This window comes from Pantoea sp. Lu_F5_004 (assembly GCF_051136245.1).
GTDB lineage: Bacteria > Pseudomonadota > Gammaproteobacteria > Enterobacterales > Enterobacteriaceae > Pantoea > Pantoea agglomerans.
Genome location: NZ_CP194946.1, coordinates 599547 through 624271, shown reverse-complemented (window position 1 = coordinate 624271; position 24725 = coordinate 599547). Strand labels below are relative to the sequence as shown.

Below are 24725 nucleotides of genomic sequence, written 5' to 3'. Positions count from 1 at the left end.
ATAACGAAATGCCGGTCTGCGTTTAAGTCCCTGTGGGACATGTTTAACAATGATGTTCAGGAATGAATTGATGGATATTTTGCAATCGTTGCTGCATGCCCTCTGGCAGCAGGACTACGAAACCCTCTCCGATCCCACGCTGGTATGGGCCATTTACGGCGTGCTGTTTATGATTTTGTTTTTGGAAAATGGCCTTCTTCCCGCTGCATTTCTGCCGGGTGACAGTCTGCTGATTCTGGTCGGCGTACTGATTGCCAAAGGCACCATGAGCTTCCCCCTGACGATTCTGGTTTTAACGACCGGTGCCAGTCTTGGCTGCTGGGTGAGCTACTTACAGGGCCGCTGGCTGGGTAACACGCCTACGGTGCAGAAATGGCTCTCCCATCTTCCCGCCCAGTATCATCTGCGCGCGCACAGCATGTTCCATCGTCACGGCTTATCTGCCCTGCTGATTGGTCGTTTTATCGCGTTTGTGCGTACTCTGCTGCCTACCATCGCTGGATTGTCAGGCCTCAGTAATGCCCGCTTTCAGTTCTTCAACTGGGTAAGTGCGTTCCTGTGGGTGGTGATTCTGACCGTTATCGGCTTCGCGCTGGGTAAAACCCCGATTTTCCGTCGTTATGAAGATGAGATGATGTTCTTCCTGATGATGCTGCCGCTGGCGCTGCTGGTATTTGGTCTGGTGGGATCGCTGGTAGTGATATGGCGTAAGCGTCAGGCGAATCAGAACGGGAAAGCCGAGTAATGAAACTGCTGCAGGCTATTCCTAAACGGTGGTTACCGTGGTTGATCGCTGGCGCCTTTGCGCTGGTCGCGCTTTGTGTGGTCCCCGGCCTGATGAAGCACGAGACGGTGGTGCAGATTCGGGTTTCCCATGCTGGCGCAACTCTGCCCGATGGTTTTTATCTCTACCAGCAATTAAGTGCGCAGGGTATTCGTATCAAAAGCATTACGCCTGCGGGTGATGCACTGATCATCCATTTTGATAGCGAAGAGCAGAGCCTGGCGGCCCAGAAGGTGTTACGCCGTCTGCTGCCACAGGGCTTTATTGTGGCGCAGCACGATCACTCTCAGCACCTCTCACTGGCGTAATCTCCCGACTCCCCTCTCCTTTTCAGACCGTCGCGCCATCGCTCGGCGGTCTGAAAGGCGCTCTATCTCCCGGTCTTCTTTGAACTTTTTACTATGGGTGTCTATGCTTAAGCGAGAGTCGATTCATAGCACCCGCAGTCATATGATTACGCGGGTGATGACGGATCAGGTCGCAATGGAAGGGTCCAGGACCAATGAAATATCAAGTACTACTGGGAGTCGCGCTGTTTTCGCTGTCGGGTTCGCTGCTGGCGTCAGAATCGCTGTGTGAGCAGAAAGAGCAGGATATTCAGCGTGAAATCGGGATGGCGCAGAAGCATAACAACCAGCGCCGGGTTAACGGACTGGAGCGCGCGCTGACCGAAGTCCGGGCCGATTGCAGCGACAAAAAGCTCGAGGCCGCCCATCTGGAAAGAATTAACGTTCAGAAGCAGAAAGTTGCTGAGCGTGAGCACGCACTCAGGGAAGAGCGTGAAGAGGGCCATGACAAGGAGAAGATTGCTAAGCGACAACAAAAACTGGATGAAGCGCGCCGGGAGCTGAAAAAGTTACAGGCGGAGCCCTATTAATCGGAACTAACCAACTGATGTTAAAGGAGTATTTTATGTCTAAAGACACATCATCGGAACATTTGCGTGCTGAACTGAAAAACCTTGCCGATACCCTGGAAGAGGTGCTGAGCAGCAGCACTGAAAAATCCAAAGGCGAGCTGGATAAACTTCGCAATAAAGCGCGTGTGGCGCTGGATAGCTCACGTGAACGTCTGGGCGAATCAAGCGAGCGCATTGCTGCGACCACCCGCGAAGCGGCGCAAAAAGCCGAAGGCTACGTGCGTGAAAATCCATGGCATGGTGTGGGTATCGGTGCAGCGATTGGCGTCGCACTGGGCATGCTCATTTCGCGTCGATAATTATGGCTGACTCACAGCATAACCACGGCCCGGCTAAAGGGGTCATTAACATCGGCCAGCGCATTGTTACCACGCTGGTTGGCATGGTCGAGACGCGCGTTCGTCTGGCAGTGGTGGAACTGGAGCACGAGAAAGCTAACCTGATTCAGCTGCTGTTGATGGTTGGCCTGACAATGCTGTTCACTGCATTTGGTCTGATGAGCCTGATGGTTCTGATTATCTGGGCAGTGGATGCGCAGTACCGTCTGATGGCCATTGGCATCACGACCGGCACGCTGCTACTGCTGGCGGTTATTCTGGGGCTCTGGACGCTTCGAAAATCACGTCAGTCCACGCTGTTGCGCCACACGCGCAAGGAGCTGGAAACAGACCGGGATTTACTTGAGGACCAGCGCTGATGAGCCGCCGCGAGCGTGAAGAACGCATCCATGAACTGCTTAAGCATGTGCAGCAGCAGCGGCTGGATTTAAGCGCTGCGCGGCGTGACTGGCTGGAAGGCACCGCCCATTACGATCGCGGCTGGTTCACTTTCCTCAGCTTACGCCGCTATCTGGCCATTGGGAGCAGCGCGCTGGCCATCTACTCCGTTCGCAGTCCCAACATGCTGTTACGCTGGGTAAAACGGGGATTCGGCGCCTGGAGTACCTGGCGCATGATCAAGTCCGCTCTGCCACCGCGTTAATTTTGCTAAAAGCCGGTCCTGAAAAGGCCGGCTTTTCTTCATCAGAATTTCTGAAAAACACTGACAGTATATCTCGCTTACAACCTTTCCACTCCGCGACTATCATCTCCAGCTATCAACCCAATGAACGCAATACTGCTTTCAGCGGGCATAAACCTTGCGGGCAGCGTGCCCTGCATCCCTGATAGCGCTGGAGTAAATGATGAAAAAATTCGAAGACGTTGGTTTGTTACTGGCTCGCATCCTGATGCCAATCCTGTTCATTACGGCTGGCTGGGGCAAAATCACCGGTTATGCAGGCACTCAGCAATATATGGAAGCAATGGGCGTCCCGGGCTTTATGCTGCCGCTGGTTATCCTGCTGGAGTTTGGTGGCGGTCTGGCCATCCTGTTTGGTTTCCTGACCCGTTTCACTGCCCTGTTTACTGCAGGCTTCACCATCCTGACCGCGTTTCTGTTCCACAGTAACTTTGCCGAAGGCGTGAACCAGCTGATGTTCATGAAGAACCTCTCTATCGCCGGTGGTTTCCTGGTGTTAGGTCTGGTGGGTCCTGGTGCATACAGCATTGATCGCCTGATCAGCAAAAGAAAACCACAGCCAGCGATTGCGCGCTAATCTCACATAAAGCGTAATGCCACATATACTTAGCAGGGCGGGGACATTTCCCCGCCCTGTTTGCATTGGAGCCATTATGGGACAGTTAATTGACGGTGTCTGGCATGACACCTGGTACGACACTAAATCTACCGGCGGACGTTTCAAGCGTTCAGAGTCGGCTTTCCGCAACTGGGTTACCGCGGATGGCAGCGCCGGTCCGGTGGGTAAAGCGGGATTTGTCGCCGAACGCGACCGCTATCATCTTTATGTCTCACTGGCCTGCCCCTGGGCACACCGCACACTGCTGATGCGTCAGCTGAAGGGCCTGGATAGCATGATCGATGTTTCCGTGGTGCATCCGCTGATGCTGGAGAATGGCTGGACCTTCGATGATAGTTTTCAGGATGCGACCGGCGATAAGCTCTACCAGAATGAGTTCCTCTATCAGCTCTATCTGCACGCCGATCCGCAATACAGTGGCCGCGTAACCGTGCCGGTATTGTGGGACAAGCAGCAGAACACCATCGTCAGCAATGAGTCTGCCGATATCATCCGCATGTTCAACAGTGCGTTTGATGCTGTCGGTGCCCGTGCCGGGGATTATTATCCTGTTGCACTGCACGAAAAGATTGATGAACTGAATAGCTGGATCTACGACACCGTGAACAACGGCGTTTACAAAGCAGGCTTTGCCACTTCTCAGTCCGCTTACGACGAGGCAGTCACTGCGCTGTTCCATTCGCTGTCGCGGCTGGAGCAGATTTTAGGCCAGCATCGCTATCTTACTGGCGATCAATTGACCGAAGCGGATCTGCGGTTATGGACCACGCTGGTGCGATTTGATCCGGTCTATGTGACCCACTTTAAATGCGATCGCCATCGCATCAATGACTACAGAAACCTGAGTGGTTTCCTGCGTGATATCTATCAGATGCCTGGTATCGCAGAGACGGTTAATCTGCCGCATATTCGTCATCACTACTATTGCAGCCATAAGACCATCAACCCGAATGGTGTTATTTCGCTGGGCCCGGCGTTTGACTGGGATGAGCCGCACGGCCGCGGTTAAGCTGCCTGCACATACCCTACAAAGCAAAAACCCCGCCGAAGCGGGGTTTTTGGTTAAAAGCCGATGCTGACCGTTAAGGCAGATTGCTTTAACCACACGTCGCGTATCTGTTTTTGGGGGGAAGAGTCGCTTGATTAATGCTGGAGATTGGGTCCCTAAAGATTGTCAGCGAAAATCTACCTTACTTAGCGTTAGCGAATGTGATTTGCTGTCATGAGATATATAGAAGTAAGGCGCAACATTGCCTTCCTTTTCCCATTTTTCAGACAATCCATTATGCTCCACCGCCCTGTAACCTAAGGACGCCAGATAATTTTTAACCTCAACTAAAGGAGCATCCGTGCTGTAAACAATACTACTTTCCTGCGGTTGACTACCATCCTGCGCGGTAAACGTAAAATGATATGATTCAGAAGCACGTGGGGCCCTCCTGATATCCCTGTCAGTGTATAGATAATATGCCCATAGATTTGACTGAGTGTAACCTTCATCCCGTTCAGCCACCTTCTGCATACTACAATCAATCAGCAGGAAAATAATGATAATGACAGCGCCGATTGCAGCGATCCTTTTTAACATTTTCACTCTCTGTTTACTGAAATGCGTTAATGATTCCGGCTTTATCATTAGACCGTCGCACTATGTCATCATTCGGAGTAAATTTATATGGCATAACCTGTTTCATAAATCGCGGAAGCTGACCTTTATAAGGGCGTGGGCAGGTGAATTTTTCTATAGGATCAGGAAATAACAAGGGTAAAAAACCCGTGTTCTTATAACGACTAATTGGTCCATAATGGTCCCATCGGCGTAGGGCTGATTCTTTGCTGGCAATCTTAAGTTCTCCCCAATATACGCGGGGATAATTAACTTTATAGAAACCAAATAAGTCCGACACAAGATCCTCGCCACTGAAACCGCTATCAGTATACCAACTGAACCAGGGCATTGACTGCCAATTTTCAAAAGCGACAGCAGTACTCATCATCATCGCCAATGCAATACTCTGCCTTTCTGTGAGAGTTCTCCCTTTTTTTATCTCCCAGACATTAAAGCGACCAGTAGCAAACCGGCTGATCCCCATAGTTTGTTCATAACGCACCCGGTAATAAGAATCGCTGCCAGCTTCACCATTGGAGAACTGTGCCATAAGTTTACGAACATCATCTCCGCGAGCGTGACCCATATCAAGCCAGCCAAGCACTCCTGAATAAAGAAGCCCATGCCTAATCCCGTTTTCTGAACCAAATCGGGATGAATCCAGGATTTCTCCACGATTGCTCAAATTGGGTACCTCACAAATCCACGAGTCATAATTCCCTCTATTTAATTTCCATTTACCCTGTAAGGAATATTACAAAATTTAACCACAATAACAATAAGCACAAACCACAGGAAAAGTTCTATTTAGTGAATACCAGGTGTACGGTAACCTGCGAAAAATGATGCACCGGTATTAGCTGTACCTGTACTCAGTATCGAATATTTTGCTATATAGGCAATGCTTCGACTTTGTGATGTATATGAAGCTGTAATTGCTGTTGATGTAAATGCAAAAAGTTTTTCATTCTCTGTAGTCGTCTGCCCAGGGACGCTGAGCATGATGCACCAAACTTCGACATTGATCGCTGCATGCTTATACCCCACAAAGCAAAACCCCGCCGAAGCGGTAATGCCAGTCAGTTAACGACAGGTGATAACGCAGTCTGGTGTCGCTCAGGGGCTGGCGGTCCTCGCGCCGCTGCGCGGTTCCTTCACTTCATTCCTCTGCCTGACGGACCGCCGGGGATGGCACATCCTGTGCCGCCCCGCCTTTCGCCCGCGTCCTGCGGGCTCTCCTGGCAGACTCATTCTGTTCAGCGCTGCGGATTGCCTGCTCCTGATCACCACCAGTCTGCTCTTAAGCTTCTGGTGCGTGCTGTTAAAAAGGGCACGAGAGTGGAGGCCTGAGCGCCTCTGTTGCTGAAAGGGCTATCCGCAGCGCTGAGGCGTGATGGCGGGCCAGAAGTCCACACCGGGAAGCGTGGACAGTTCGGGGCCGGCCAGGGAGGGCCGATCCCCGAACGGTTCGTCGGCACGACGTCAAAGCCGAAGGCACCGCGTGAGCGGCGCGAGGACGGCCCGGCAGCAGCAGCGGTGCGCTGGCCCGCACTGCGGCTCGCTCGCCCACAAAAAAAGCTGCCACGTTTGACCGTGACAGCCTCTACAAATCTAATCTTAACTGATCAGCATTACGCCGGAGCGGGGTTTTGGTAAAAAGCCGACGCTGACCGTTAAGCCGCGTTCTTTTCATAGAAAGCGTCGTGGGCAGTCATTCATCCTGTCACCGCGCAACACAAAGCAAAAACCCCGCCGAAGCGGGGTTTTTGATAAAAAGCCGACGCTGACCGTTAAGCCGCATTCTTTTCATAGAAAGCGTCGTGGGCAGTCATTCATCCTGTCACCGCGCGTCACAAAGCAAAAACCCCGCCGAAGCGGGGTTTTTGATAAAAAGTCGAAGCTGACCGTTAAGCCGGGTTCTGTCGTGGACAGTCATTCATCTAGGCCAGCAATCGCTCACTGGCTCAAGCAGCCTACCCGGGTTCAGTACGGGCCGTACCTTGTGAACCCCTATTTGGCCTTGCTCCGGGTGGAGTTTACCGTGCCACGAACTGTTGCCAGTCGCGCGGTGCGCTCTTACCGCACCCTTTCACCCTTACCTGATCCCATTTCTGGGCCATCGGCGGTTTGCTCTCTGTTGCACTGGTCGTAGGCTTGCGCCTCCCAGGCGTTACCTGGCACCCTGCCCTATGGAGCCCGGACTTTCCTCCCCTCTGCCCGTCTCCCCACAAGTGAGGACGACGACAAAGCGGCGACTGTCTGGTCAGCTTCGGCGCGGGATAATAGGACATTCGCCGGCGTTTGTCACGCCTCTTGCTGCTCCAGCGCATACTTATAAAGCGCATTTTTCTTCACGCTGTGGATCTCAGCGGTCAGCGCAGCCGCGCGTTTCAACGGCAGCTCTTTTTGCAGCAGCGCCAGCGTACGCAGCGCATCGGCCGGTAACGCATCGTCATCATCAACTTTGTACCCTTCGACAATCAGCACCATCTCGCCTTTGCGACGATTCTCATCTTCTTTTACCCACGCCAGCAACTCGCCGACCGGTGCACCGTAGATCGACTCCCAGGTTTTAGTCAGCTCGCGCGCCAGCACCACGTAGCGTTCGGCACCCAGCTCACTCACCATATCCTGCAGGCTGTCGATCAGACGGTGGGTCGACTCATAGAAAATCAGCGTGCGCGGCTCCTGCACCAGCGCCCGCAGGGCGTCGCAACGGCCTTTGGTTTTGGCGGGCAGAAACCCTTCGTAACAGAAACGATCGGATGGCAGTCCTGCAGCACTTAATGCAGCAATGGCAGCACAGGCGCCCGGCAGCGGCACCACACGGATGCCCGCTTCACGGCAGCGACGCACCAGATGGTAGCCCGGATCGTTGATCAGCGGCGTGCCAGCATCAGAAACTAAGGCTATGCTTTGACCCTCCTGCAGCTTCGTCAGCAGCAGTTCAGCCTTGTGCTGCTCGTTGTGGTCATGAAGTGAGAAGAGTCGCGCATTGATGGCGAAATGTTGTAGCAACAGTCCGGTATGACGTGTATCTTCCGCAGCGACCAGATCGACGCTCGAAAGCACCGTCAGCGCCCGCTGGGTGATATCACCCAAATTACCAATCGGGGTTGGAACGATGTAGAGCGTGCTGGCAGAAATCTCTGCCCGATCGAGTTGTTTCATTGTTTCATCCGAATTGCCGATTTAATATTGAGCATCTTGAAAAAAACATCACTGGATACAGTATGCTTCCTTCAAAAGTCGTTCGTCATAAAGCAGGACGCTTTCTGCCTGTCATTCTTGCTGGGCTGATTTTAGCCGCATGTAGCGGTCAGGGGCCGCAAACCTCAACCGTCAATATTCAGGGGCCCGTCACAGCCAGCTCCGCTTACTATCTGCAGCAAGCGCAGCAAAGCAGCGATGATAGCAAGACCGACTGGCAATTACTTGCAATCCGCGCCCTGTTGAAGGAAGGAAAGTATCCTGAGGCGACTCAGCAACTGAGCCAGTTGCCGCAGCAGCTCTCTGAGACGCAGCAACAGGAATCCCTGCTGCTGAAAGCGCAATTGCTGATTGCACAGCAGAAGATCAAAGACGCCGAACCGCTGTTAGCGGCAGTGAAAACCGGCGCACTGTCGCAGGATCAGCTGGCGCGTTATTACAGCCTGCAGATTGCCAGCGCACAGGGTCGCCCTTCACTCTCGCTGCTGCGCAACTATATTGCCCAGGAGCCGCTGCTGAAAGGCACCGATCATCAGGGCAATATCGACGCCACCTGGCAGACACTGACCCAGATGTCGCCGCAGGAAGTCAGCAACCTGGTCATCAATGCCGATGAAAATGTGCTGCAGGGCTGGCTGGATCTGCTCGCGGTCTGGCGCGCCAACACGCAGGATGCTGAGATGCTCAAGTCAGGCATCAAAGACTGGCAGACCCGCTATCCGCAGAACCCGGCGGCCAAAACGCTGCCGACGCAGCTGAGCCAGATGCAGAACTACACCAAAGCTTCAACCAGCATCATCGCGCTGCTGCTGCCGCTGAATGGCCAGGCGCAGGTGTTCGCCAACGCGATTCAGAAAGGCTTTAATGATGCGAAGAATGGCATCTCCGCGCCGGTCGCTCAGCCTGCGGCAGCTCAGCCCGCCGCTTCTGATGCAACCGCCAGCACCCAACCCGCTGCCGCTGCTGGTTCTTCCACCGATCCAATCAGCGCGCCGCAGCAGCAACAGCCTGCCGACACGACGCCACAGCCTCAATCTCAGCCTGCTGCCGCAGAACCGGCCAGCAACGCACAGATCAAGGTCTATGACACCAGCAGCCAGCCGATTGAGCAGGTGATGCAACAGGCACAGCAGGATGGTGCCACCATCGTGGTCGGCCCGCTGCTGAAGAGCAACGTTGAGAAGGTCGCCAACAGCCAGACGCCACTGAATGTGCTGGCGCTCAACGAGCCGGAAAAGATCCAGAACCATCCGAATATTTGCTACTTTGCGCTTTCTCCTGAAGACGAAGCGCGTGATGCGGCGCACCATATCTGGGATCAGGGCAAACGCCAGCCGCTGTTGCTGGTTCCGCGCAGCGGACTGGGCGATCGCGTCACCAACGCCTTTGCTCAGGAGTGGCAGACGCTGGGTGGCAGCACGGTGATGCAGCAGCGCTTTGGTTCGACCTCAGAGCTGAAACAGGGTATTAACAGCGGCGCGGGTATCAGCTTATCCGGTACGCCAGTGAACGCTGCACCTGCCGAGCCGCAGGGTGTTACGATTGCGGGCCTGACTATCCCGGCACCGCAGCAGAACACGCCAGATGTGGTCAGCACCAGCAGCGGTGGTGGCGTCGATGCGGTCTACATCGTCTCAACGCAGGACGAACTGCAGCTGATCAAACCGATGATCACCATGCGCACCGGCAGTCGCAGCAATATCTCGCTCTACGCCAGTTCGCGCAGTGCGCAGGCAGGTGCCGGCCCGGACTTCCGTCTGGAAATGGATGGCCTGCAGTTCAGCGATATTCCGCTGCTCTCCGGCAGCAATCCTGGCCTGATGCAGCAGACGTCGAAGTCATTCAATAATGACTATTCGCTGGTGCGTCTCTATGCAATGGGAATGGATGCCTGGACGCTGGCGAATCACTTTAACCAGATGCGTCAGTCACCTGGCTTTACGCTGGACGGCAATACCGGCAAGCTCAGCGCCAACACGGATTGTGTGATCAACAGGAAGTTGACATGGAACCAGTATCGTCGGGGCGAAATCGCACCGGCCAACTAAATCGGCGTCAGACTGGCGCCAGGCATGAAGAAGATGCCCGGCGCTATCTGGAGCAGGCTGGCCTGAAATGGGTCGCCAGTAATGTTCACTTTCGCAATGGTGAACTTGACCTGATAATGCGTGACGGGCACTGTTGGGTGTTTGTTGAAGTTCGCTACCGACGCGATGCGCGTTATGGTGGCGCGCTCGCCAGCGTAACCCGGAATAAACAACAAAAGCTGCTGCGCGCTGCCGCTCTCTGGCTGGCGCAACGCGGCGGCAGTTTTGAAACAGTGAATTGCCGTTTCGACATCATCGCCATTACCGGCACGGCGCTCGAGTGGCTGCCGAATGCCTTTAATGCAGACGTTTAGAACCAGGTGGTCGTGTGCAGGACAGAATTAAAGCGTGTTTTACCGAAAGTATTCAAACTCAGATTGCCGCAGCCGAAGCGTTGCCCGATGCCATCTCCCGCGCCGCTATGACGCTGGTGCAGTCGTTACTGAATGGCAATAAAATCCTGAGCTGTGGCAACGGTGCCTCATCCGCCAATGCACAGCACTTCGCCGCCAGCATGATCAACCGTTTCGAGACCGAACGCCCAAGCTTACCGGCGCTGGCGTTGAGTGCCGACAACGTGATGCTGACCGCGATTGGTAATGACCGCCTGCACGATGAAATCTATGCCAAGCAGGTGCGCGCCCTGGGACACGCAGGCGATGTGTTACTGGCTATCTCAACCCGTGGCAACACCCGTGACATCGTTAAGGCCGTAGAAGCGGCGGTAACACGCGATATGACTATCGTTGCGCTTACCGGGTATGATGGCGGAGAGCTCGCCGGACTGCTGGGTCCGCAGGATGTGGAGATCCGCATTCCGTCGCACCGCAGCGCCCGTATTCAGGAGATGCATATGCTCACCGTTAATTGCTTATGCGATCTGATCGATAACACTCTCTTTCCCCATCAGGAATGACCGAAGGAGCACGAATGAAAGCATTGAATGCTATAGCTATTCTGTTAACCGCCATGCTGCTGCAGGGCTGCGTTGCGGTTGTGGCGGGTGGCGCAGCGGTTGCCACTAAAACGGCCACCGATCCACGCTCGGTGGGTACGCAGGTTGATGACAGCACGCTGGAGCTACGCGTGACTAACGCGCTGGCTAAAGATCAGCAGATTAAAACCGATGCCCGCATCATTGCCACGGCCTATCAGGGCAAAGTGCTGCTGACCGGTCAGGCGCCTTCGCAGGAGATCGCCGGTCGTGCCAAACAGATCACCATGGGCGTTGATGGCGCAACCGAGGTCTATAACGAGATCCGTATCGGCCAGAAAGTGACGCTGGGCACCACGTCGTCAGACACCTGGATTACCACCAAAATCCGCTCGCAGCTGCTGGGCAGCGATCAGGTGAAATCCTCCAACGTGAAGGTGACGACGGAGAATGGCGAAGTGTTCCTGCTGGGTCTGGTGACACCGCAGGAAGCGCAGGCAGCGGCTGATGTCGCCAGCCGCGTCAGTGGCGTGAAGCACGTCACCACGGCCTTCACCATGCTGAAGTAGTACGCAAAACGCAAAAAAGGCGGCCATGGCCGCCTTTTTTATTGCCCGATGTTCAGACGGGAATGTCGATGACCAGTGCGCGGGTCGCGGTTTTCGCCGTCAGTTGCAACAGCTTCTCTTCCTGCAAAAAGGCACCATCGCCACAGCCCAGCTTCTCCTGATGATCCGTGCCGGACATCGCTTCCAGCGAACCGTGAATCGACTGCAGATAGGCTCGCGGCCCCTGTAACCGCAGCGAATGTTTTTCGCCTGGTGCCAGCTCGACCTGATGAATCCACACCTGCTGACGCAGTTGCAGACTGTCGTCCATGCCATCCGGCGAGGCGATCAGCTGGGACAGCCGGCCATCCGTCAGGGCAATTTTCTGCATCCGCGGATTTTCACGCTCCGGACAGGCGGCCAGCCAGAGCTGCATGCGTGTCAGCGGTCGATCTTTGCTCAGGTTCATTTCGGTGTAACTCACACCCGGCTGGGCAGAGAGCAGCAGCGCCTCCCCTTCCCGCACGCTGATCGTGTTGCCTTCGCTGTCGCGGTATTCAGCTTCACCCTGCAGCACGATGTTCAGGACATCAACCTGTGGATAGGTGCGCGGCTGAAAAGCGGCACCCGGCGCCAGCACTTCCTGGTTCAGTACGCGCAGCGACGCGTACCCCATCAGTTTGGGATCAAAATAGTGACCAAAAGAGAAACTGTAGCGCGCCTGTAACCAGCCGAAATCGGCCTGACCACATGCGGACGCACTGCGTGTCGTTATCATTGTTTACCTCCAGCATCCGGTGACGAGGATCGGCCACGGACTATATGCTCCCATGGTAAAAGTCTGGACGCCGGATTGTTAGCCAGTTAATCTGCCGGGCATGTTCAAATTTCCTGACAGAGAACCGGGATGGCTAAAGAGCGTGCGTTAACCCTTGAATCTTTACGCGTTATGGATGCGATTGATCGGCGTGGCAGTTTTGCCGCGGCGGCGGATGAACTGGGGCGCGTCCCTTCCGCCCTCAGCTACACCATGCAAAAGCTGGAAGAAGAGCTGGATGTGGTGCTGTTTGACCGTTCCGGTCACCGTACCAAATTTACTAACGTGGGACGCATGCTGCTGGAGCGTGGCCGGGTGCTGCTGGAAGCGGCGGATAAGCTCACCACCGATGCTGAAGCGCTGGCGCGTGGCTGGGAAACCCATCTGACCATCGTCACCGAAGCGCTGGTGCCCATTGATGCACTGTTTCCGCTGGTGACGCGGCTGGCCGACAAGGCCAATACGCAATTTTCGCTGGTGACGGAAGTGCTGGCGGGCGCGTGGGAACGGCTGGAACAGGGCCGGGCCGATATCGTGATCGCCCCCGATATGCACTTCCGCGCCTCCACCGAGATCAACACCCGCAAGCTCTACACCATGATGAGCGTCTACGTCGCCAGTGCTGACCACCCGATTCATAACGAGCCTGAGCCCCAGTCTGAAGTGACGCGGGTGAAATACCGTGGCATTGCGGTCGCAGATACCGCGCGTGAGCGTCCGGTGCTGACCGTGCAGTTACTGGATAAGCAGCAGCGCCTGACCGTGAGCAGCATGGACGATAAGCGCCGTGCGCTGCTGGCTGGCCTGGGCGTGGCGACCATGCCCTATTCGCTGGTGGAGCAGGATATTGCGGAAGGCCGTCTGCGGGTGGTGAGTCCGGAATATACCCGCGAGGTCGATATTATTATGGCGTGGCGGCGTGACAGCATGGGCGAAGCCAAATCCTGGTGCCTGCGTGAGATCCCGCGCCTGCTGGCGAAGAAAAACTAAAGCGCCGATTCAGGGCGAGGGCCAGGAGCGGCTCAGGCAATCCATCGCCACTGCCCTGAAGCGGGTGAAATCGGTGCTGTCCCGCAGGCGGGTCATCGCCCTTTCACGCAGGAACGTCACAAACAGTTCGTATATCGCCATCGCCTCTTCATATTCACTTTTGCTGATCGCCAGCAGGAAAATGACATAGGCAGTATCGTCTCCCCAGGCGATGCCGTGCGGCGCCAGCACGGTGTAAACCACGGTTTTCTTTGCCAGCAGTCCCAGCGAGTGCGGCAGCGCAATGCCTTCGCCGAGCATGGTGCTGACAATCGCTTCGCGCTCTTCAACCGACGGATAGAACGCCGCATCCACAAATCCCTCCGCCTCCAGTTGATCGCACAGCTGGCGAAACAGTTCAGACTGGGTCATCGGCCTGTCGACGATATGAAAGTGCTGGGCATCAAAAAATTTCGCCAGCATATAGGGCCGGGTACGGTCCACCAGCACCAGCTTGCCAATCTGTTCCAGCTGAAAACCGGTGGGAAACGGCGACATCACCACTACCGGTTTCTCTTTTTCGCTGAGCCGGATGGTAGAGATAACAAAATCTTCGTCGATGCGGCTGCGCGCCTCATACTCGCGCTGGGACAGGCGGGCCGTGACCTGCAACTGCGGATATTTACGCAGCAGCATCGCCTCAATCATTCGCAGCGTAGAGTTACCGCTGTCGCAGACCAGCAGCACCTGCGGATGACGCTGATAACCGACGTCATAGTGGCGCTCCAGCCCGACACCGATATGCAGCACCAGAAAGCCAATCTCATTCTCGGTGATCACGTAAGGGGTATATTTTCCCCAGCTGGTCACCGCCGCTAAGGTGACATCATAGGCCATGGGATAGTGCTGTTTGATGTTACTGAGCAGCGGGTTGGGAATATGAATCTGATAGCGCACCCGCGTAATCATGGTTTTGATGTGGGTGAGCAGGTCAGCACGCAGCTGCTGATCGTTTTGCAGATTGAAGTTGTAATGGGTGTTGATAAAGCTGAGCAGATAATCCACCAGCGCGTCGGCGTCATCAGCATTGATGGCGCTGGGAGCAATCGCCTGAATGCGTCGCGCGGCGATATTGACCCGCAGCCAGTTCTCTTCCGCCGGTGAAATCGGTTTGCTGACCAGCGGGCGCATCAGATTAATCAGGTGATGGGCCGCTTCACGCACCTCATCACCAATCTCCTCTGCACCCGGATCGTTAAGCGGATAGCCTTCACTGATGCGCCGCACCGCCACGGCGCAGTAAAGCCGCAGATAGCGTTCACCCTCATCGCTGAGCCGAATGTTATGCTGAGCAAAACAGCTTTGCAGCAGCGGGCGCAGCGTCTCCAGCATGCCGCTGTTCAGCGCTTCGATAGTGAGCAGCGGGCTCTCGGGCTGCGCCTGATCGATTTGCCATAACAGGTCGGTCAGGCAGGTACGAATTGCCACTTCGCTGCCAAACAGCTTCATGCCGTAGTGTGGCTTGCTCTCAATGGTGAGGTGATAGCGCCCCAGCCATTCGCGCACCTCCGCCATATCATTCTGCAGGGTGGCGCGGCTGACAAACCACTCTTCTGCCAGCTCTTCAAGTTTCAGGGAATAGGCGGCGGTAAGAAAGCGGGTCAGCAGGTAGCGAACCCGATCCGGCGAGGTGCGCGGCACCCGCAGCGGCGACGCGGTATGCTGTTGCAGATGCTGAAAGCGCTGAGCATCCTCAATCTTCAGCTGATAGCCCGCGCCACGATTGAGGACAAACTGCGCGCCATGTTCTGCCAGCAGCGCATTCAGCGCCGTGATATCGGTACGCACGGTGCGTGTCGAGACGGCGAAACGCCGCGCCAGCTCATCCTGAGGCAGCGTTTCGTTTTGCATGGCATCGAACAGTTGCGCAAGGCGCTGATTGGGAAATCTCACAAGCGTTACCTGTTTGCAGACAGAAATAGGGAACATCAGCCTACGGAGATCGTCTCGCAACGTCCATGTTGCGCGATCTGCCTGTAACAGGCAGATCGTGTTGATCTCTAAGCCAGCAGCGTTTTACAAATGGCCAGCAACTGCTTCACATCTTCAACGCGGGTCTCTCCGCTGGCTTTGTCGATGATCGAACTGTAGACGTGCGGGATCACTTTGCTGACGCCCGACTCCAGCGCTATGCGCACGATCTCACCGAAATTTTCCAGATCGATGCCGCCGGTTGGCTCCAGCCAGAAATCCAGTTTTGCACAGGCTTCCGCCACAGCGCGATACTCATCCACCGCCTGCAGACCGCCCATCGGGAAATATTTTACCGAGCTGCCGCCCATATCCTGCAGCATCGCAATCGCCGTTTCGACGGGCACAATCCCGTCACGCTGTTTTGAGCTGCGCGGTCCGGTGGAGATTTTCACCTGCCCTGGCGTGCCGGTGGGCGAGATCAGACCGTTCACTATCGTCTGCGACTGCCCCAGCAGCGCACGGCTGGTGGCGACGCCGGTAAAGACCTGATTCACATGCTGCGGTTGCAGCACTGCCGCGATCTCACTCACCATCTGTGACTGGTTAGGATCGCCCGCACCCAGACCAATCGAGAGCGCATTATCGATCAGCGCGGCATACTCGCGCATATCGGCGATAGCGGCTTCATTGCTGGCGTAGTTTTTCGACAGCACGCCGACCAGCACATGCCCTTCTGCCGCCTGCCAGATAGCGCTCGCATTCTCTTTCGATCCCGCCAGTACGTTAAGGCAGAGACGATCCTGATAGAAATTTGGGGTCAGCGTCATGCGTTTTTCTCTCCGTTTAACAGTGCCTGAATGCGGGTGAAAATAGTGTGCAGTTGATCGGCGCTGACGCTGCGTACGTCCGCCTCAATGATCCCTTCGTTTGCTTTGTATCCACGGAAGTAGATCGCCACATCGCCGTTTTTCAGCGCCTGCACCAGATCGCCGGTGCGCTGCTGGATCGCGGCTTCGTCGAACTTGATCTCAGCACGGGCGATGTCGCGTCCGGCTGCGTCCCACACTACCCGGGCCGTCACGCCATTCAGACCGTTGAGCTGTTCAATGAACGGCGTCATTTTTTCCATCATCTGCGCGCCGCTGATTTTTGGCTGCGTCAGATAGTTTTCAATCGCCTGGGTCAGCCCCAGGATCCCCTCTTTGCCCACTTTCATCGCGCGGCCAATGCCGTTGGTCTGGCGTTTGACCCACTCAACGTAGTGGTGTCGGCCAATCACCAGCCCGCTGGTCGGCCCTTCAATCGCTTTTGCTCCGCTGTAGATCACCAGATCGGCACCCGCCTGGTAGTAGCATTGCAGATCCTCTTCCGCCGCCGCATCGACGATCAGCGGGACGCCATGCTGGCGCGCAACGGCTGCGGCCTGCGCCACATCAAGATGGCTCTTCTGCACACAGTGGTGCGATTTTACATAGAGGATCGCCGCGGTCTGTGGGGTGATCGCCGCCGCCAGCTGGGCGGGTGAGCACTCGTTGCTGTAACCCGCTTCCACCAGTTGTCCGCCACCCAGTGCCACCATGCTGCCGACCGGTGCGCCATAGTTCACGTTGTGCCCTTTCGGCACCACAATCTGATGCGGGACGGTCAGCGGCGCGGCATGCAGGTTATCCACCAGCCAGTCGTTGTCTTTCACAATCACCGCCGCCACGCTCTGGGCGATACCGGCCGAGGCGCAGGAGACCACCAGCGCGTTCTCCACCTTCAGCAGACCGGCGATATAAGCACCGGTCTTATCCACCAGATCTTTCATTTCGAAGTAGTGATCGAGGCCATATTTTACCGTATCGATCACCTCACTCGATGGCGTAGAGACGCCGAGGATCGTCATACGGCCAGAGGCGTTAATCACCGGCTTCAGGCCATACTTTTCATATACCGAGGTCATGCGCTATTCCTTCTTCAGTCGCGATCCACGTACCAGCAACGACGGCCGCCAGCGGGACCAGATGCTTCTCACCTGCGACCTGTTCACCTTCTGAATCGATGAATGGCCGGGTTTCCTCTTTGACGCTAAACACAGTCAGATCGGCGTCGTAGCCGACTTTCAGCTGGCCTTTGCGCTGCAGGCGCAGTCCTGCCGCCGCATTGACCGTTACGCAGTCAATCACCTGCGGCAGCGTCATACCGACACTGAAAAATTTCGACATCACATGCGCCAGGTTGTGAACCGGTCCGGCCAGACGATTGCGGCAGTAGATGTCAGAGCTGATGGTGTCGGGCAGAATGCCCTGCGCAATCGCCGCGCGGGCGACTTCAAAGCTGAAGCTGGCACTGCCGTGGCCGACATCGAGTTTGACGCCACGCGCGATAGCCTGTTTTACCGCTGCTTTGAGTTCGCCCTGCGGCGTCAGGATACGGTTGGGTTTGCCGTTAAAGCAGTGCGTGATGATGTCGCCCGTGGTGAGCAGATCCGCAATCTGGTCGAGATTGGGCGGATTATTGCCAATGTGAACCATCAGCGGCAGCCCGCCGGTTTCCTGCTGGATCGCCTTCGCTTTGATCAGCGGTTGCACACCATTCTCGCCCACCACGCTGCTGCTGATGCGCGCCTTAAGGCCGACAATAAAATCGGGCAGCCGCGCCACCGCCTGCTGCACCGCCTCGCCATCTATCTGTTTCATGTCAGCCAGCTCATTCTGGGTGACGATGCCAGTGCGGGCGATATTGATCAGCGCATAAACCTGGGTCTGTGCCGCGCGTGTCAGCCGGTAAAAGTCATCAATGTGCTCTGCGCCGGTGCTGCCCGCATCGACAACCGTGGTGACGCCATGCGCAACACCAATCGCATCCGCTTCATCATGATAAATCGGTGATTTGGGATAGCAGTGAACGTGGGAGTCGATCCAGCCTGCGCTGAGGTAGTAACGGCCAGCCAGATCGCGCTCGTGCTGTGCGTTGCCCTGCACCTTGCCTATGGCGGCGATGCGGCCATCCTGCAGCGCAATGTCGACCACCTGCTCATCGCTGAAACGCGCACCGCGAATAATCAAGTCGTACATGGTTTCTCCTTAACGGCAGCCCGCTGCCGGGCTGCCGGTGAGATCAGAGAGCAATCGGAAACAGTGCCCCGAGGATCATCGCGCCGAGGATGGCGCCGCCGGTAATGGGCTTGTTCCAGAGATAGAAGAGCAGCGCGCCCAGCAGCGAACCCAGGCCAATCGGAATGGATGCCGCCATGGCTGACAGGATGATCAGCGGCCCCAGAAAGCGCCCCGAGGCATTACCCGCCCCCATCATCACGTCTGCGCCGTAGGTTGAGTCGCTCTGATTGATGGTGAATTTACGCGCCAGAATAATCAGGTAGCCAATCGCCACACCAATTACCAGGCCCGTCGCCAGCGAGGCAGCGAAGTTCGCCACCGGGAAGACAATGCCCGCACCCAGCAGCAGTGCCGGAACGCCCAGCCCGACGCCGGTCTGAATCGCCCCGCCGATATCCAGAATGCCCACCAGCGAGCCTTCGATGATACGGGCGAACAGGAAGCTGGCACCAAAGGCAGCGACCGCGCCGTAGACGCCGGTCTCCATGCCTGCGCGCAGCATCGACACAAACGCCACTTCGTTGAACGCGCCGATGCCATAGAGGTAATACATGTGTGTCCCGGCAAAGACGCCAGAAGAGAGCAGGCCAACAAAGATCGGGAAAGACCAGTCGGCGTACCAGAAGCCTTTATTTTCGTTCATCGCATCGCCTCTTATTTGCCGCTGACTGAGTTGTGGATCATGTCGAGCCAGCCGGGAATGCCGAGCTGGAAGGACTGCAGCAGCTTCATGTCGAAACCACGGAAGAAGCCGCTCAGCACAAACAGCAGCACGATGGCGGTCATCATGACTTTGGTGACCCGGTTCCAGCCGCTCTCTTCAACGCCTTTACCGATCAGGATACCCAGCACCAGTCCCGGCACGGCATTGCCCATGATCAGCTGCGCCAGACCGCCAAAAATGGTGGCCCAGAAGCCTGACTTTTTGCCCGCGTCGATTGCCGCCAGCCAGAAGATCACCGGCATGACGGTGTTCACCAGCAGGTTAGCGGCGGGCACCAGCACTTTGACCGCCGTGACCTGCAGTGCAGCCGGAACAGCCGAGGCGGTGGAGTTGAGGAAGGCGACCACGATCATGCCGATGATGCCGCAGGCGATGGCCATTTTTTTCGGATCGTGCAGCGTCTCCGCCACATTACGATTCTTCACCATCAAGGCGGCCGCACCCCAGTTTGGAATGATGCGATGATCCACATCCTGAGTGAATGAACCGGCTGCGACAGATGATGCCCAGGCATTGAAAAAGAAGCCAAGACCAAAGGAGAAGTGGGATGCCGGATCGCCCTCGCAAGAGTTCAGCTCGCCCAGCGTACGGAAAGCGCCCATGCCCTGAGTGGTTGGCGCGTGGAACATGCGCGCCGCACCCGCGCCGACGCCGACCCCTACCAGCCCGCCAATGATCAACGACTTAAACAAAATGATTAAAAACATGTTGTTGTACCTTGTTGTCGTTTTTACCTGCCCTATCGCACGCCACCGCATCGCCCACGCCTGATCATCGCGATGTCGCGACAGCAGAGCATCGGGCAAACGGCTGGCTGGCGTTAACAGGCTCTGTTTTACGATGCCGCCGTGAACGCCACCTGTTCGGTGTCGAAAACGGTGACGCTGACGGTGATCTCCAGCGTGACGCTGAAGCTCCGCCGTTGGCGCGCCAGAAAGAAGAAGAGAAACTTCTCGGTTTTGACGCTCTCCTGCGCGCGCAGCACCCGGACATCCTGAGGTTCAATGCGCAGCAGAATTTTTTGCGTCGCGCGCAGAACCTGGTTCTGCACACGACTCAGGGCATCGGCAAAGGCTTTCGCTTTGGTGTCGCCTTTGCCCTCGACCGTCACCTGGGTAACGTATTGTTCTTTCATAATCAGCTGCCGTGCTTCTTGTTCCAGGCCTGCACCAGCCGCTCGCCTAACTCTTCTTTATCCATAAAGCCGAAGCCCAGCACCGTGGCACCTTCATTGATGGCGGTGACGCCTTCGTCGACAGAACGCATGCCATGCTTTGCTTTGTAGCCATATTTGTTCTGAGCGGTGATAGCACCAGCGCCGCCGCTGCCGCAGAACGAGATGCCGAAATCGGCGTTTTCCGCCTTCATCACGTCACCCAGTTTCATGTCAGCGGCGACACCTGGCACCACGACGGCACGGCCACCCGCTTTTTCGATGCCCGCAGCCACTTTCTGCCCTTTACCTAAACGATCGCCAATCACTACTGTTACCATGTTGTGTTCCTCTCTAGTTGTTTGATCGCGCGACTTCAATATGCACTGACAGCAGCCAGGCCTCTTCGCGGGGCAGATTGCCAAACAGATCGACGACCTGCTGCGCCAGCGCTAACGTTTCCGGCGGAATATCTTCAAACAGCTCCGCTTCCACTTCCGGCAGCGGCTCACCGCTCAGCGAGCGTGACGCCATGGCACCGACATGCGATTGCAGCATCTGCTGCTGAACCGCATTGGGCTGAATACCCTGCTGCTGATAGATCGCAGCAATCTGCGTCATCACGCTGTCAGCCAGCTGTTGCACTTTCTCAGGTGCCGCTTCATACACCGGGACGCCGTTATTACTCACCTTGCTACTCCTGTTAAACCGGATAATTCGCGTTAAAAACAAATTAACGGTCATCGCCCCGGCTGTGGAGAGGCAACATTTCCAGCAGCAAGTGGAAATTGAAGTGAAGGTTGTGCGTCAGATCGCAGGCTGCATGCTTAGTGCGATATGCGTCGCAAAATGCGCAATTTGATGGATTTAATCGTGAAAGGCGGCGATGTTGTGCGGCGACAAGCCGGACGCGCGGGGGTTCAGGGTGCGGTGATAAGCAGAAGTGATGGTAAAAAACCGCCGGTCGGGCTGACCGGCGATCTGATTAACGGAATTTCTTATGGTTAGTATTGCGGATGTCGTCGAACTTCGCTGCTTCGCGCTTTGCACCATCCACGTTGTTGGCTTTCGCCAGCGTGCTGACCACATCGATCTGCGCGATCAGCGAGTCGATACCGGCATGGAAATCTTTCACCTGTGGACTGTCAGCCGGCTGGCCTTCCAGCTTATCCGGCGTGCCCTTTCGCGCATCCTGTGCCGCGGCACGCATTTTGGTTAACGCCTGCTGCATCTCCTGGGCATTGTCACTTTTTTTGACGATTTTCAGGTTCGCATTCAGTGTATCCATATCCTGCTCCAGATCCGCCGCATAGAGACTGACGCTGGAGAACAACAGAGAAGCCGACAACATTGCAATCACATGCTTACGCATCATTACTTCCTTTTTATTGTGATGAAAAAAAGCAGCCAACCGGCTGCTTCAGGAATCCATCTTTATTGTCCCGCTATCTTCATCTCAGGCAGTAACACTGAACCGCACTGGATATTGCTGCGGGTTTCAATATCGTCACCGATGGTCACCATGTTGCGCCACATCTCTTTGAGATTTCCGGCGATAGTCACTTCGCTGACCGGGTACTGAATAACGCCATTCTCGACCCAGAACCCGGCCGCACCGCGTGAGTAATCACCGGTAATCGCGCTGACGCCCTGACCCATCAGTTCGGTCACCACTAACCCGGTGCCCATCTGCTTCAGCAGGTCGTCAAAGCTGTGGCCCTGGCCGGCAATGCGCCAGTTATGAATGCCGCCAGCGTGACCGGTGCTGGTCAGGCCCAGTTTGCGGGCTGAGTAGCTGGTTAACAGCCAGGTCTGCAGCACGCCATCTTTAATGATGTCGCGCGCCTGGGTACGCACCCCTTCGCTGTCGAATGGCGTGGAGGCGAGCCCTTTCAGCAGATGCGGCTGTTCATTGATGGTGAGCCACTCCGGCAGGATCTGCTGACCCATAGAATCCAGCAGGAAGGTCGATTTACGGTAAACGTTGCCGCCGCTGATCGCGCCAACCAGATGACCAAATAAGCCGGTTGCCACTTCTGAGGCGAAAATCACCGGGGCTTTCATGGTCGGAAGTTTACGCGGTGCCAGACGGGAGAGCGTGCGGCGCGCGCACTCTGCACCGACCCACTCCGGGCTCTTCAAATCTTCAAACGCGCGGCCAATGGTGTAGGCGTAGTCGCGCTCCATGTTGCCATCCTGCTCGGCAATCACGCTGCTGGAGAGCGAGTGACGGCTTGAGCAGTAGCTCTGCAACATACCGTGGCTGTTGCCAAAGACTTTGATGCCGACATGGCTGTTGAAGCTGCCACCTTCGGTATTGGTAATACGCTTGTCGGCGCGCAGTGATGCCTGTTCCGCCTGCGCAGCCAGTTCAATGGCGCGGTCAGCATCAATCTCCCACGGATGGTAGAGATCCAGGTCTGGCGCATCATAGGCCAGCAGCTCTGCGTCGGCCGGACCGGCAAAGGGATCGGGCGAGGTATAGCGTGCAATATCAATCGCCGCCTGCACGGTGCGTTTGATCGCGTCCGGGCTGAGGTCGGTCGATGAGGCGCTGCCTTTACGATTCTGATGATAGACGGTGATGCCCAGCGCACCGTCGCTGTTGAATTCGACGTTTTCCACTTCGCCATAGCGGGTGCTGACCCCGATGCCGGTGGTTTTACTGACTGCCACTTCCGCGCTGTCAGTGCTTGCTTTAGCCAGTTCAAGTGCCTGCGCAATGGCCTGCTCCAGTACTTTTCGCTGTTCTGCAACCTGAGTAGATACGTTCATCGACCTGCCGTCTAATCTTATGTGTGAATGATTTGAGTCTATCAGAGTCAGAGAACAATTTCGCAGTCACCCGATAAACTGGTAGGATTAGCCTCTTTTTTTGGGAGCCCGGAAATGACCAAACAGCCCGATGAGTGGCTCGACGATGTGCCAGATAATGACGAAGAAGAAGATGAAGAGATTATCTGGGTCAGTAAGAGTGAAATTAAACGCGATGCAGAAGAGTTAAAGCGCCTGGGTGCCGAACTGGTTGATCTGGGTAAAAACTCGCTGGATAAAATCCCGCTGGATGAGCGCCTGCGTACCGAAGTTGAACTGGCACAGCGCATCAAGAAAGAGGGTCGCCGCCGTCAGCTGCAGCTGATCGGTAAACTGCTGCGCAGTATTGATGTGGAGCCGATCCGCGTTGCGCTGGACAAGCTCAATAATCGCCATAACCAGCAGGTTGCGCTGTTCCATAAACTGGAAATGCTGCGCGATCGTCTGATTGAACAGGGTGATGAAGCGATGGGCGACGTGATTGCGCTTTATCCCGATGCCGATCGTCAGCAGTTACGCAGCATGATCCGTAACGCGCAGAAAGAGAAAGCGGGCAGCAAGCCGCCGAAGTCTGCCCGTCAGATTTTCCAGTATCTGCGCGAACTGGCCGAAGCGAAGTAACGCCATGGCGGGCAGCCTCGCCCGCCTCCCGGCAGCGCATTCATCGATAGATGTAGAGAATACCGGTACGCAGCCGCAGCTGGCGTTCGCTCGATGTCGCAGAACGTCCGATATCGCCAAAGGTGACGTAAGGCATCCAGACGCGATCGTTGCCAAGCGCATAATCGAACTGTAACTCCTGTTCGTAATCATCATGTTTATTGGCAAAGAGTTTCGCATCCGCGTGCTTATACACCAGCTTATACGTAGTGGTTAGCCGATCGCTTTTATTTCGCAGATAGAGATCAAAACGGTTGGCAGTGCGATGCCGGTCAGTATCGCAATAATCAATACCTCCGGTACGGCATTGATCGTCATGTGCATAATCGGTCAGCTCAAGACGATAAAGGCCACCGAGAGACCAGCGATCATTAAATTTATACCAGGGTGCCACACCAAATTTCCATTCAGTGCGCGAGGAGTTAAACTCTGGCTGAATAAAAGGCGACACTGTCCAGTTCCCCCAGTAATACGATTTCAGAAATGTCACCTCCACCACATTTAACACGGTGTCGTTATAATATTTGTCTTTTGGATCGGCGCCGCCGGTTTTGAATTTGGTTTCGACGCCGAGAAACATATTGTCCGGCAGCGTGGTGCTCAGACCCAGCTTGTCGTAGTGCGTGCGGTCGCGAAGGCGGTACTCATGCCGGTAATCAACGGTGGCAGTGGCCAGCGCCGCAGCAGAACTGCATAACAGCGCGGCGCCCAGCAAAAACGGCAATGAAATATTATTTCCCATATGAACATCCTTATTAGTGGTAATCAGAGCAATGAATTATC

30 protein-coding genes and 1 other RNA gene are annotated in these 24725 nt (G+C 55.8%); 14 read left to right on the top strand and 17 right to left on the bottom strand.

Annotated features, from left to right (window positions below):
• Nucleotides 1-70 precede the first annotated feature (70 nt).
• The 8 genes from ACR8BN_RS03040 (at nucleotide 71) to ACR8BN_RS03005 (ending at nucleotide 4351) form a co-directional block, all read left to right on the top strand.
• Nucleotides 71-745: a DedA family protein gene (locus ACR8BN_RS03040; RefSeq protein ID WP_010699781.1), complete on the top strand. Its 675-nt coding sequence runs from the start codon at nucleotides 71-73 to the stop codon at nucleotides 743-745.
• Nucleotides 745-1092: an EnvZ/OmpR regulon moderator MzrA gene (mzrA, locus tag ACR8BN_RS03035; protein ID WP_031590949.1), complete on the top strand. Its 348-nt coding sequence runs from the start codon at nucleotides 745-747 to the stop codon at nucleotides 1090-1092. The genes ACR8BN_RS03040 and mzrA overlap by 1 nt, the downstream gene beginning before the upstream one ends.
• A 194-nt stretch (nucleotides 1093-1286) precedes the next feature.
• Nucleotides 1287-1661, top strand: a complete 375-nt coding sequence (locus tag ACR8BN_RS03030) for a DUF1090 domain-containing protein (RefSeq protein WP_235764595.1) — start codon at nucleotides 1287-1289, stop codon at nucleotides 1659-1661.
• Nucleotides 1662-1696: 35 nt separating this feature from the next.
• Nucleotides 1697-2002 (top strand): DUF883 family protein, encoded by a 306-nt coding sequence (locus ACR8BN_RS03025; protein WP_010256532.1) that lies wholly within the window; start codon nucleotides 1697-1699, stop codon nucleotides 2000-2002.
• Nucleotides 2003-2004: 2 nt separating this feature from the next.
• Complete coding sequence (locus ACR8BN_RS03020; protein WP_031590952.1) at nucleotides 2005-2400, top strand: phage holin family protein; 396 nt, start codon at nucleotides 2005-2007, stop codon at nucleotides 2398-2400.
• Nucleotides 2400-2684 (top strand): YqjK-like family protein, encoded by a 285-nt coding sequence (locus tag ACR8BN_RS03015; protein WP_010256526.1) that lies wholly within the window; start codon nucleotides 2400-2402, stop codon nucleotides 2682-2684. The genes ACR8BN_RS03020 and ACR8BN_RS03015 overlap by 1 nt, the downstream gene beginning before the upstream one ends.
• Before the next feature lie 202 nt (nucleotides 2685-2886).
• Nucleotides 2887-3300: a DoxX family protein gene (locus tag ACR8BN_RS03010; protein ID WP_039390592.1), complete on the top strand. Its 414-nt coding sequence runs from the start codon at nucleotides 2887-2889 to the stop codon at nucleotides 3298-3300.
• A 76-nt stretch (nucleotides 3301-3376) separates the two neighbouring features.
• Nucleotides 3377-4351 carry a glutathione S-transferase family protein gene (locus ACR8BN_RS03005; protein WP_191918268.1) on the top strand — a complete coding sequence of 325 codons (975 nt, stop codon included), beginning with the start codon at nucleotides 3377-3379 and terminating at the stop codon, nucleotides 4349-4351.
• 165 nt (nucleotides 4352-4516) lie between these two features.
• Here the strand turns inward: ACR8BN_RS03005 and ACR8BN_RS03000 are convergent, their stop codons facing one another.
• The 4 genes from ACR8BN_RS03000 to rsmI form a co-directional block, all read right to left on the bottom strand.
• Complete coding sequence (locus tag ACR8BN_RS03000) at nucleotides 4517-4930, bottom strand: hypothetical protein (RefSeq protein ID WP_244635504.1); 414 nt, start codon at nucleotides 4928-4930, stop codon at nucleotides 4517-4519.
• 13 nt (nucleotides 4931-4943) lie between these two features.
• Nucleotides 4944-5636, bottom strand: a complete 693-nt coding sequence (locus tag ACR8BN_RS02995) for a hypothetical protein (protein ID WP_069025417.1) — start codon at nucleotides 5634-5636, stop codon at nucleotides 4944-4946.
• Between the two features lie 1207 nt (nucleotides 5637-6843).
• Nucleotides 6844-7222: RNase P RNA component class A (gene rnpB, locus ACR8BN_RS02990), an RNA gene on the bottom strand.
• Between the two features lie 33 nt (nucleotides 7223-7255).
• Nucleotides 7256-8122, bottom strand: a complete 867-nt coding sequence (gene rsmI / locus ACR8BN_RS02985; RefSeq protein ID WP_031594361.1) for a 16S rRNA (cytidine(1402)-2'-O)-methyltransferase — start codon at nucleotides 8120-8122, stop codon at nucleotides 7256-7258.
• 62 nt (nucleotides 8123-8184) lie between these two features.
• Here rsmI and ACR8BN_RS02980 point away from each other — a divergent pair, with 62 nt between their 5' ends.
• Genes ACR8BN_RS02980 through dolP form a run of 4 tightly spaced genes read left to right on the top strand, consistent with a single transcriptional unit; the run spans nucleotide 8185 to nucleotide 11751 of the window.
• A complete protein-coding gene (locus ACR8BN_RS02980) occupies nucleotides 8185-10209 on the top strand; it encodes a penicillin-binding protein activator (RefSeq protein ID WP_109651955.1) in 2025 nt (674 codons plus the stop codon).
• Complete coding sequence (locus ACR8BN_RS02975) at nucleotides 10167-10562, top strand: YraN family protein (protein WP_031594359.1); 396 nt, start codon at nucleotides 10167-10169, stop codon at nucleotides 10560-10562. The genes ACR8BN_RS02980 and ACR8BN_RS02975 overlap by 43 nt, the downstream gene beginning before the upstream one ends.
• Before the next feature lie 14 nt (nucleotides 10563-10576).
• Nucleotides 10577-11164 carry a DnaA initiator-associating protein DiaA gene (gene diaA, locus ACR8BN_RS02970; RefSeq protein ID WP_010256507.1) on the top strand — a complete coding sequence of 196 codons (588 nt, stop codon included), beginning with the start codon at nucleotides 10577-10579 and terminating at the stop codon, nucleotides 11162-11164.
• A 14-nt stretch (nucleotides 11165-11178) separates the two neighbouring features.
• Nucleotides 11179-11751 carry a division/outer membrane stress-associated lipid-binding lipoprotein gene (gene dolP / locus ACR8BN_RS02965; RefSeq protein ID WP_010256504.1) on the top strand — a complete coding sequence of 191 codons (573 nt, stop codon included), beginning with the start codon at nucleotides 11179-11181 and terminating at the stop codon, nucleotides 11749-11751.
• A gap of 52 nt (nucleotides 11752-11803) precedes the next feature.
• Here dolP and ACR8BN_RS02960 read toward each other — a convergent pair whose 3' ends face one another.
• Nucleotides 11804-12508, bottom strand: a complete 705-nt coding sequence (locus ACR8BN_RS02960) for a pirin family protein (protein WP_010256500.1) — start codon at nucleotides 12506-12508, stop codon at nucleotides 11804-11806.
• 129 nt (nucleotides 12509-12637) lie between these two features.
• Here ACR8BN_RS02960 and ACR8BN_RS02955 point away from each other — a divergent pair, with 129 nt between their 5' ends.
• A complete protein-coding gene (locus ACR8BN_RS02955) occupies nucleotides 12638-13537 on the top strand; it encodes a LysR family transcriptional regulator (protein ID WP_013359142.1) in 900 nt (299 codons plus the stop codon).
• Nucleotides 13538-13546: 9 nt separating this feature from the next.
• Here the strand turns inward: ACR8BN_RS02955 and ACR8BN_RS02950 are convergent, their stop codons facing one another.
• From ACR8BN_RS02950 to pmbA, 11 genes are all read right to left on the bottom strand, one after another.
• On the bottom strand, nucleotides 13547-15469 hold the full coding sequence (locus ACR8BN_RS02950) for a BglG family transcription antiterminator (RefSeq protein WP_434747309.1): 1923 nt from the start codon (nucleotides 15467-15469) through the stop codon (nucleotides 13547-13549).
• Nucleotides 15470-15576: 107 nt separating this feature from the next.
• Nucleotides 15577-16317 carry a 2-dehydro-3-deoxy-phosphogluconate aldolase gene (dagF, locus tag ACR8BN_RS02945; protein WP_143991037.1) on the bottom strand — a complete coding sequence of 247 codons (741 nt, stop codon included), beginning with the start codon at nucleotides 16315-16317 and terminating at the stop codon, nucleotides 15577-15579.
• The gene (locus tag ACR8BN_RS02940; protein ID WP_424997697.1) at nucleotides 16314-17435 is read right to left on the bottom strand and encodes a DgaE family pyridoxal phosphate-dependent ammonia lyase; all 1122 of its coding nucleotides are present in this window, start codon (nucleotides 17433-17435) and stop codon (nucleotides 16314-16316) included. Before ACR8BN_RS02940 ends, dagF begins: the two co-directional genes overlap by 4 nt.
• On the bottom strand, nucleotides 17419-18549 hold the full coding sequence (locus ACR8BN_RS02935) for an amidohydrolase/deacetylase family metallohydrolase (protein ID WP_434747308.1): 1131 nt from the start codon (nucleotides 18547-18549) through the stop codon (nucleotides 17419-17421). Before ACR8BN_RS02935 ends, ACR8BN_RS02940 begins: the two co-directional genes overlap by 17 nt.
• Nucleotides 18550-18592: 43 nt before the next feature.
• Nucleotides 18593-19234, bottom strand: coding sequence for a DUF4310 family protein (locus tag ACR8BN_RS02930; RefSeq protein ID WP_010256482.1), 642 nt, complete (start codon nucleotides 19232-19234; stop codon nucleotides 18593-18595).
• Nucleotides 19235-19245: 11 nt separating this feature from the next.
• A complete protein-coding gene (locus ACR8BN_RS02925) occupies nucleotides 19246-20022 on the bottom strand; it encodes a DUF4311 domain-containing protein (protein ID WP_008925780.1) in 777 nt (258 codons plus the stop codon).
• Nucleotides 20023-20150: 128 nt separating this feature from the next.
• Nucleotides 20151-20450: a DUF4312 family protein gene (locus ACR8BN_RS02920; protein WP_010256479.1), complete on the bottom strand. Its 300-nt coding sequence runs from the start codon at nucleotides 20448-20450 to the stop codon at nucleotides 20151-20153.
• Between the two features lie 2 nt (nucleotides 20451-20452).
• A complete protein-coding gene (locus ACR8BN_RS02915; RefSeq protein WP_010256477.1) occupies nucleotides 20453-20809 on the bottom strand; it encodes an SFCGS family glycine-rich protein in 357 nt (118 codons plus the stop codon).
• 13 nt (nucleotides 20810-20822) lie between these two features.
• Nucleotides 20823-21158: a glycine dehydrogenase gene (locus ACR8BN_RS02910; RefSeq protein ID WP_031594489.1), complete on the bottom strand. Its 336-nt coding sequence runs from the start codon at nucleotides 21156-21158 to the stop codon at nucleotides 20823-20825.
• 295 nt (nucleotides 21159-21453) lie between these two features.
• Nucleotides 21454-21840, bottom strand: a complete 387-nt coding sequence (cybC, locus tag ACR8BN_RS02905) for a cytochrome b562 (protein WP_031594490.1) — start codon at nucleotides 21838-21840, stop codon at nucleotides 21454-21456.
• Nucleotides 21841-21902: 62 nt separating this feature from the next.
• Complete coding sequence (gene pmbA / locus ACR8BN_RS02900; protein WP_010256470.1) at nucleotides 21903-23243, bottom strand: metalloprotease PmbA; 1341 nt, start codon at nucleotides 23241-23243, stop codon at nucleotides 21903-21905.
• Between the two features lie 114 nt (nucleotides 23244-23357).
• Here pmbA and yjgA point away from each other — a divergent pair, with 114 nt between their 5' ends.
• Nucleotides 23358-23903 carry a ribosome biogenesis factor YjgA gene (gene yjgA / locus ACR8BN_RS02895; RefSeq protein WP_010256467.1) on the top strand — a complete coding sequence of 182 codons (546 nt, stop codon included), beginning with the start codon at nucleotides 23358-23360 and terminating at the stop codon, nucleotides 23901-23903.
• Nucleotides 23904-23943: 40 nt separating this feature from the next.
• Here the strand turns inward: yjgA and ACR8BN_RS02890 are convergent, their stop codons facing one another.
• Nucleotides 23944-24684, bottom strand: a complete 741-nt coding sequence (locus ACR8BN_RS02890; RefSeq protein ID WP_434747307.1) for an oligogalacturonate-specific porin KdgM family protein — start codon at nucleotides 24682-24684, stop codon at nucleotides 23944-23946.
• Between the last annotated feature and the right edge of the window lie 41 nt (nucleotides 24685-24725).

Coding starts and splice junctions, on each gene's coding strand:
- ACR8BN_RS03040 (WP_010699781.1), top strand. CDS start 71: ATGGATATTTTGCAATCGTTGCTGCATGCCCTCTGGCAGCAGGACTAC.
- mzrA (WP_031590949.1), top strand. CDS start 745: ATGAAACTGCTGCAGGCTATTCCTAAACGGTGGTTACCGTGGTTGATC.
- ACR8BN_RS03030 (WP_235764595.1), top strand. CDS start 1,287: ATGAAATATCAAGTACTACTGGGAGTCGCGCTGTTTTCGCTGTCGGGT.
- ACR8BN_RS03025 (WP_010256532.1), top strand. CDS start 1,697: ATGTCTAAAGACACATCATCGGAACATTTGCGTGCTGAACTGAAAAAC.
- ACR8BN_RS03020 (WP_031590952.1), top strand. CDS start 2,005: ATGGCTGACTCACAGCATAACCACGGCCCGGCTAAAGGGGTCATTAAC.
- ACR8BN_RS03015 (WP_010256526.1), top strand. CDS start 2,400: ATGAGCCGCCGCGAGCGTGAAGAACGCATCCATGAACTGCTTAAGCAT.
- ACR8BN_RS03010 (WP_039390592.1), top strand. CDS start 2,887: ATGAAAAAATTCGAAGACGTTGGTTTGTTACTGGCTCGCATCCTGATG.
- ACR8BN_RS03005 (WP_191918268.1), top strand. CDS start 3,377: ATGGGACAGTTAATTGACGGTGTCTGGCATGACACCTGGTACGACACT.
- ACR8BN_RS03000 (WP_244635504.1), bottom strand. CDS start 4,930: ATGTTAAAAAGGATCGCTGCAATCGGCGCTGTCATTATCATTATTTTC.
- rsmI (WP_031594361.1), bottom strand. CDS start 8,122: ATGAAACAACTCGATCGGGCAGAGATTTCTGCCAGCACGCTCTACATC.
- ACR8BN_RS02980 (WP_109651955.1), top strand. CDS start 8,185: ATGCTTCCTTCAAAAGTCGTTCGTCATAAAGCAGGACGCTTTCTGCCT.
- ACR8BN_RS02975 (WP_031594359.1), top strand. CDS start 10,167: ATGGAACCAGTATCGTCGGGGCGAAATCGCACCGGCCAACTAAATCGG.
- dolP (WP_010256504.1), top strand. CDS start 11,179: ATGAAAGCATTGAATGCTATAGCTATTCTGTTAACCGCCATGCTGCTG.
- ACR8BN_RS02960 (WP_010256500.1), bottom strand. CDS start 12,508: ATGATAACGACACGCAGTGCGTCCGCATGTGGTCAGGCCGATTTCGGC.
- ACR8BN_RS02955 (WP_013359142.1), top strand. CDS start 12,638: ATGGCTAAAGAGCGTGCGTTAACCCTTGAATCTTTACGCGTTATGGAT.
- dagF (WP_143991037.1), bottom strand. CDS start 16,317: ATGACGCTGACCCCAAATTTCTATCAGGATCGTCTCTGCCTTAACGTA.
- ACR8BN_RS02940 (WP_424997697.1), bottom strand. CDS start 17,435: ATGACCTCGGTATATGAAAAGTATGGCCTGAAGCCGGTGATTAACGCC.
- ACR8BN_RS02935 (WP_434747308.1), bottom strand. CDS start 18,549: ATGTACGACTTGATTATTCGCGGTGCGCGTTTCAGCGATGAGCAGGTG.
- ACR8BN_RS02930 (WP_010256482.1), bottom strand. CDS start 19,234: ATGAACGAAAATAAAGGCTTCTGGTACGCCGACTGGTCTTTCCCGATC.
- ACR8BN_RS02925 (WP_008925780.1), bottom strand. CDS start 20,022: ATGTTTTTAATCATTTTGTTTAAGTCGTTGATCATTGGCGGGCTGGTA.
- ACR8BN_RS02920 (WP_010256479.1), bottom strand. CDS start 20,450: ATGAAAGAACAATACGTTACCCAGGTGACGGTCGAGGGCAAAGGCGAC.
- ACR8BN_RS02915 (WP_010256477.1), bottom strand. CDS start 20,809: ATGGTAACAGTAGTGATTGGCGATCGTTTAGGTAAAGGGCAGAAAGTG.
- cybC (WP_031594490.1), bottom strand. CDS start 21,840: ATGCGTAAGCATGTGATTGCAATGTTGTCGGCTTCTCTGTTGTTCTCC.
- pmbA (WP_010256470.1), bottom strand. CDS start 23,243: ATGAACGTATCTACTCAGGTTGCAGAACAGCGAAAAGTACTGGAGCAG.
- yjgA (WP_010256467.1), top strand. CDS start 23,358: ATGACCAAACAGCCCGATGAGTGGCTCGACGATGTGCCAGATAATGAC.
- ACR8BN_RS02890 (WP_434747307.1), bottom strand. CDS start 24,684: ATGGGAAATAATATTTCATTGCCGTTTTTGCTGGGCGCCGCGCTGTTA.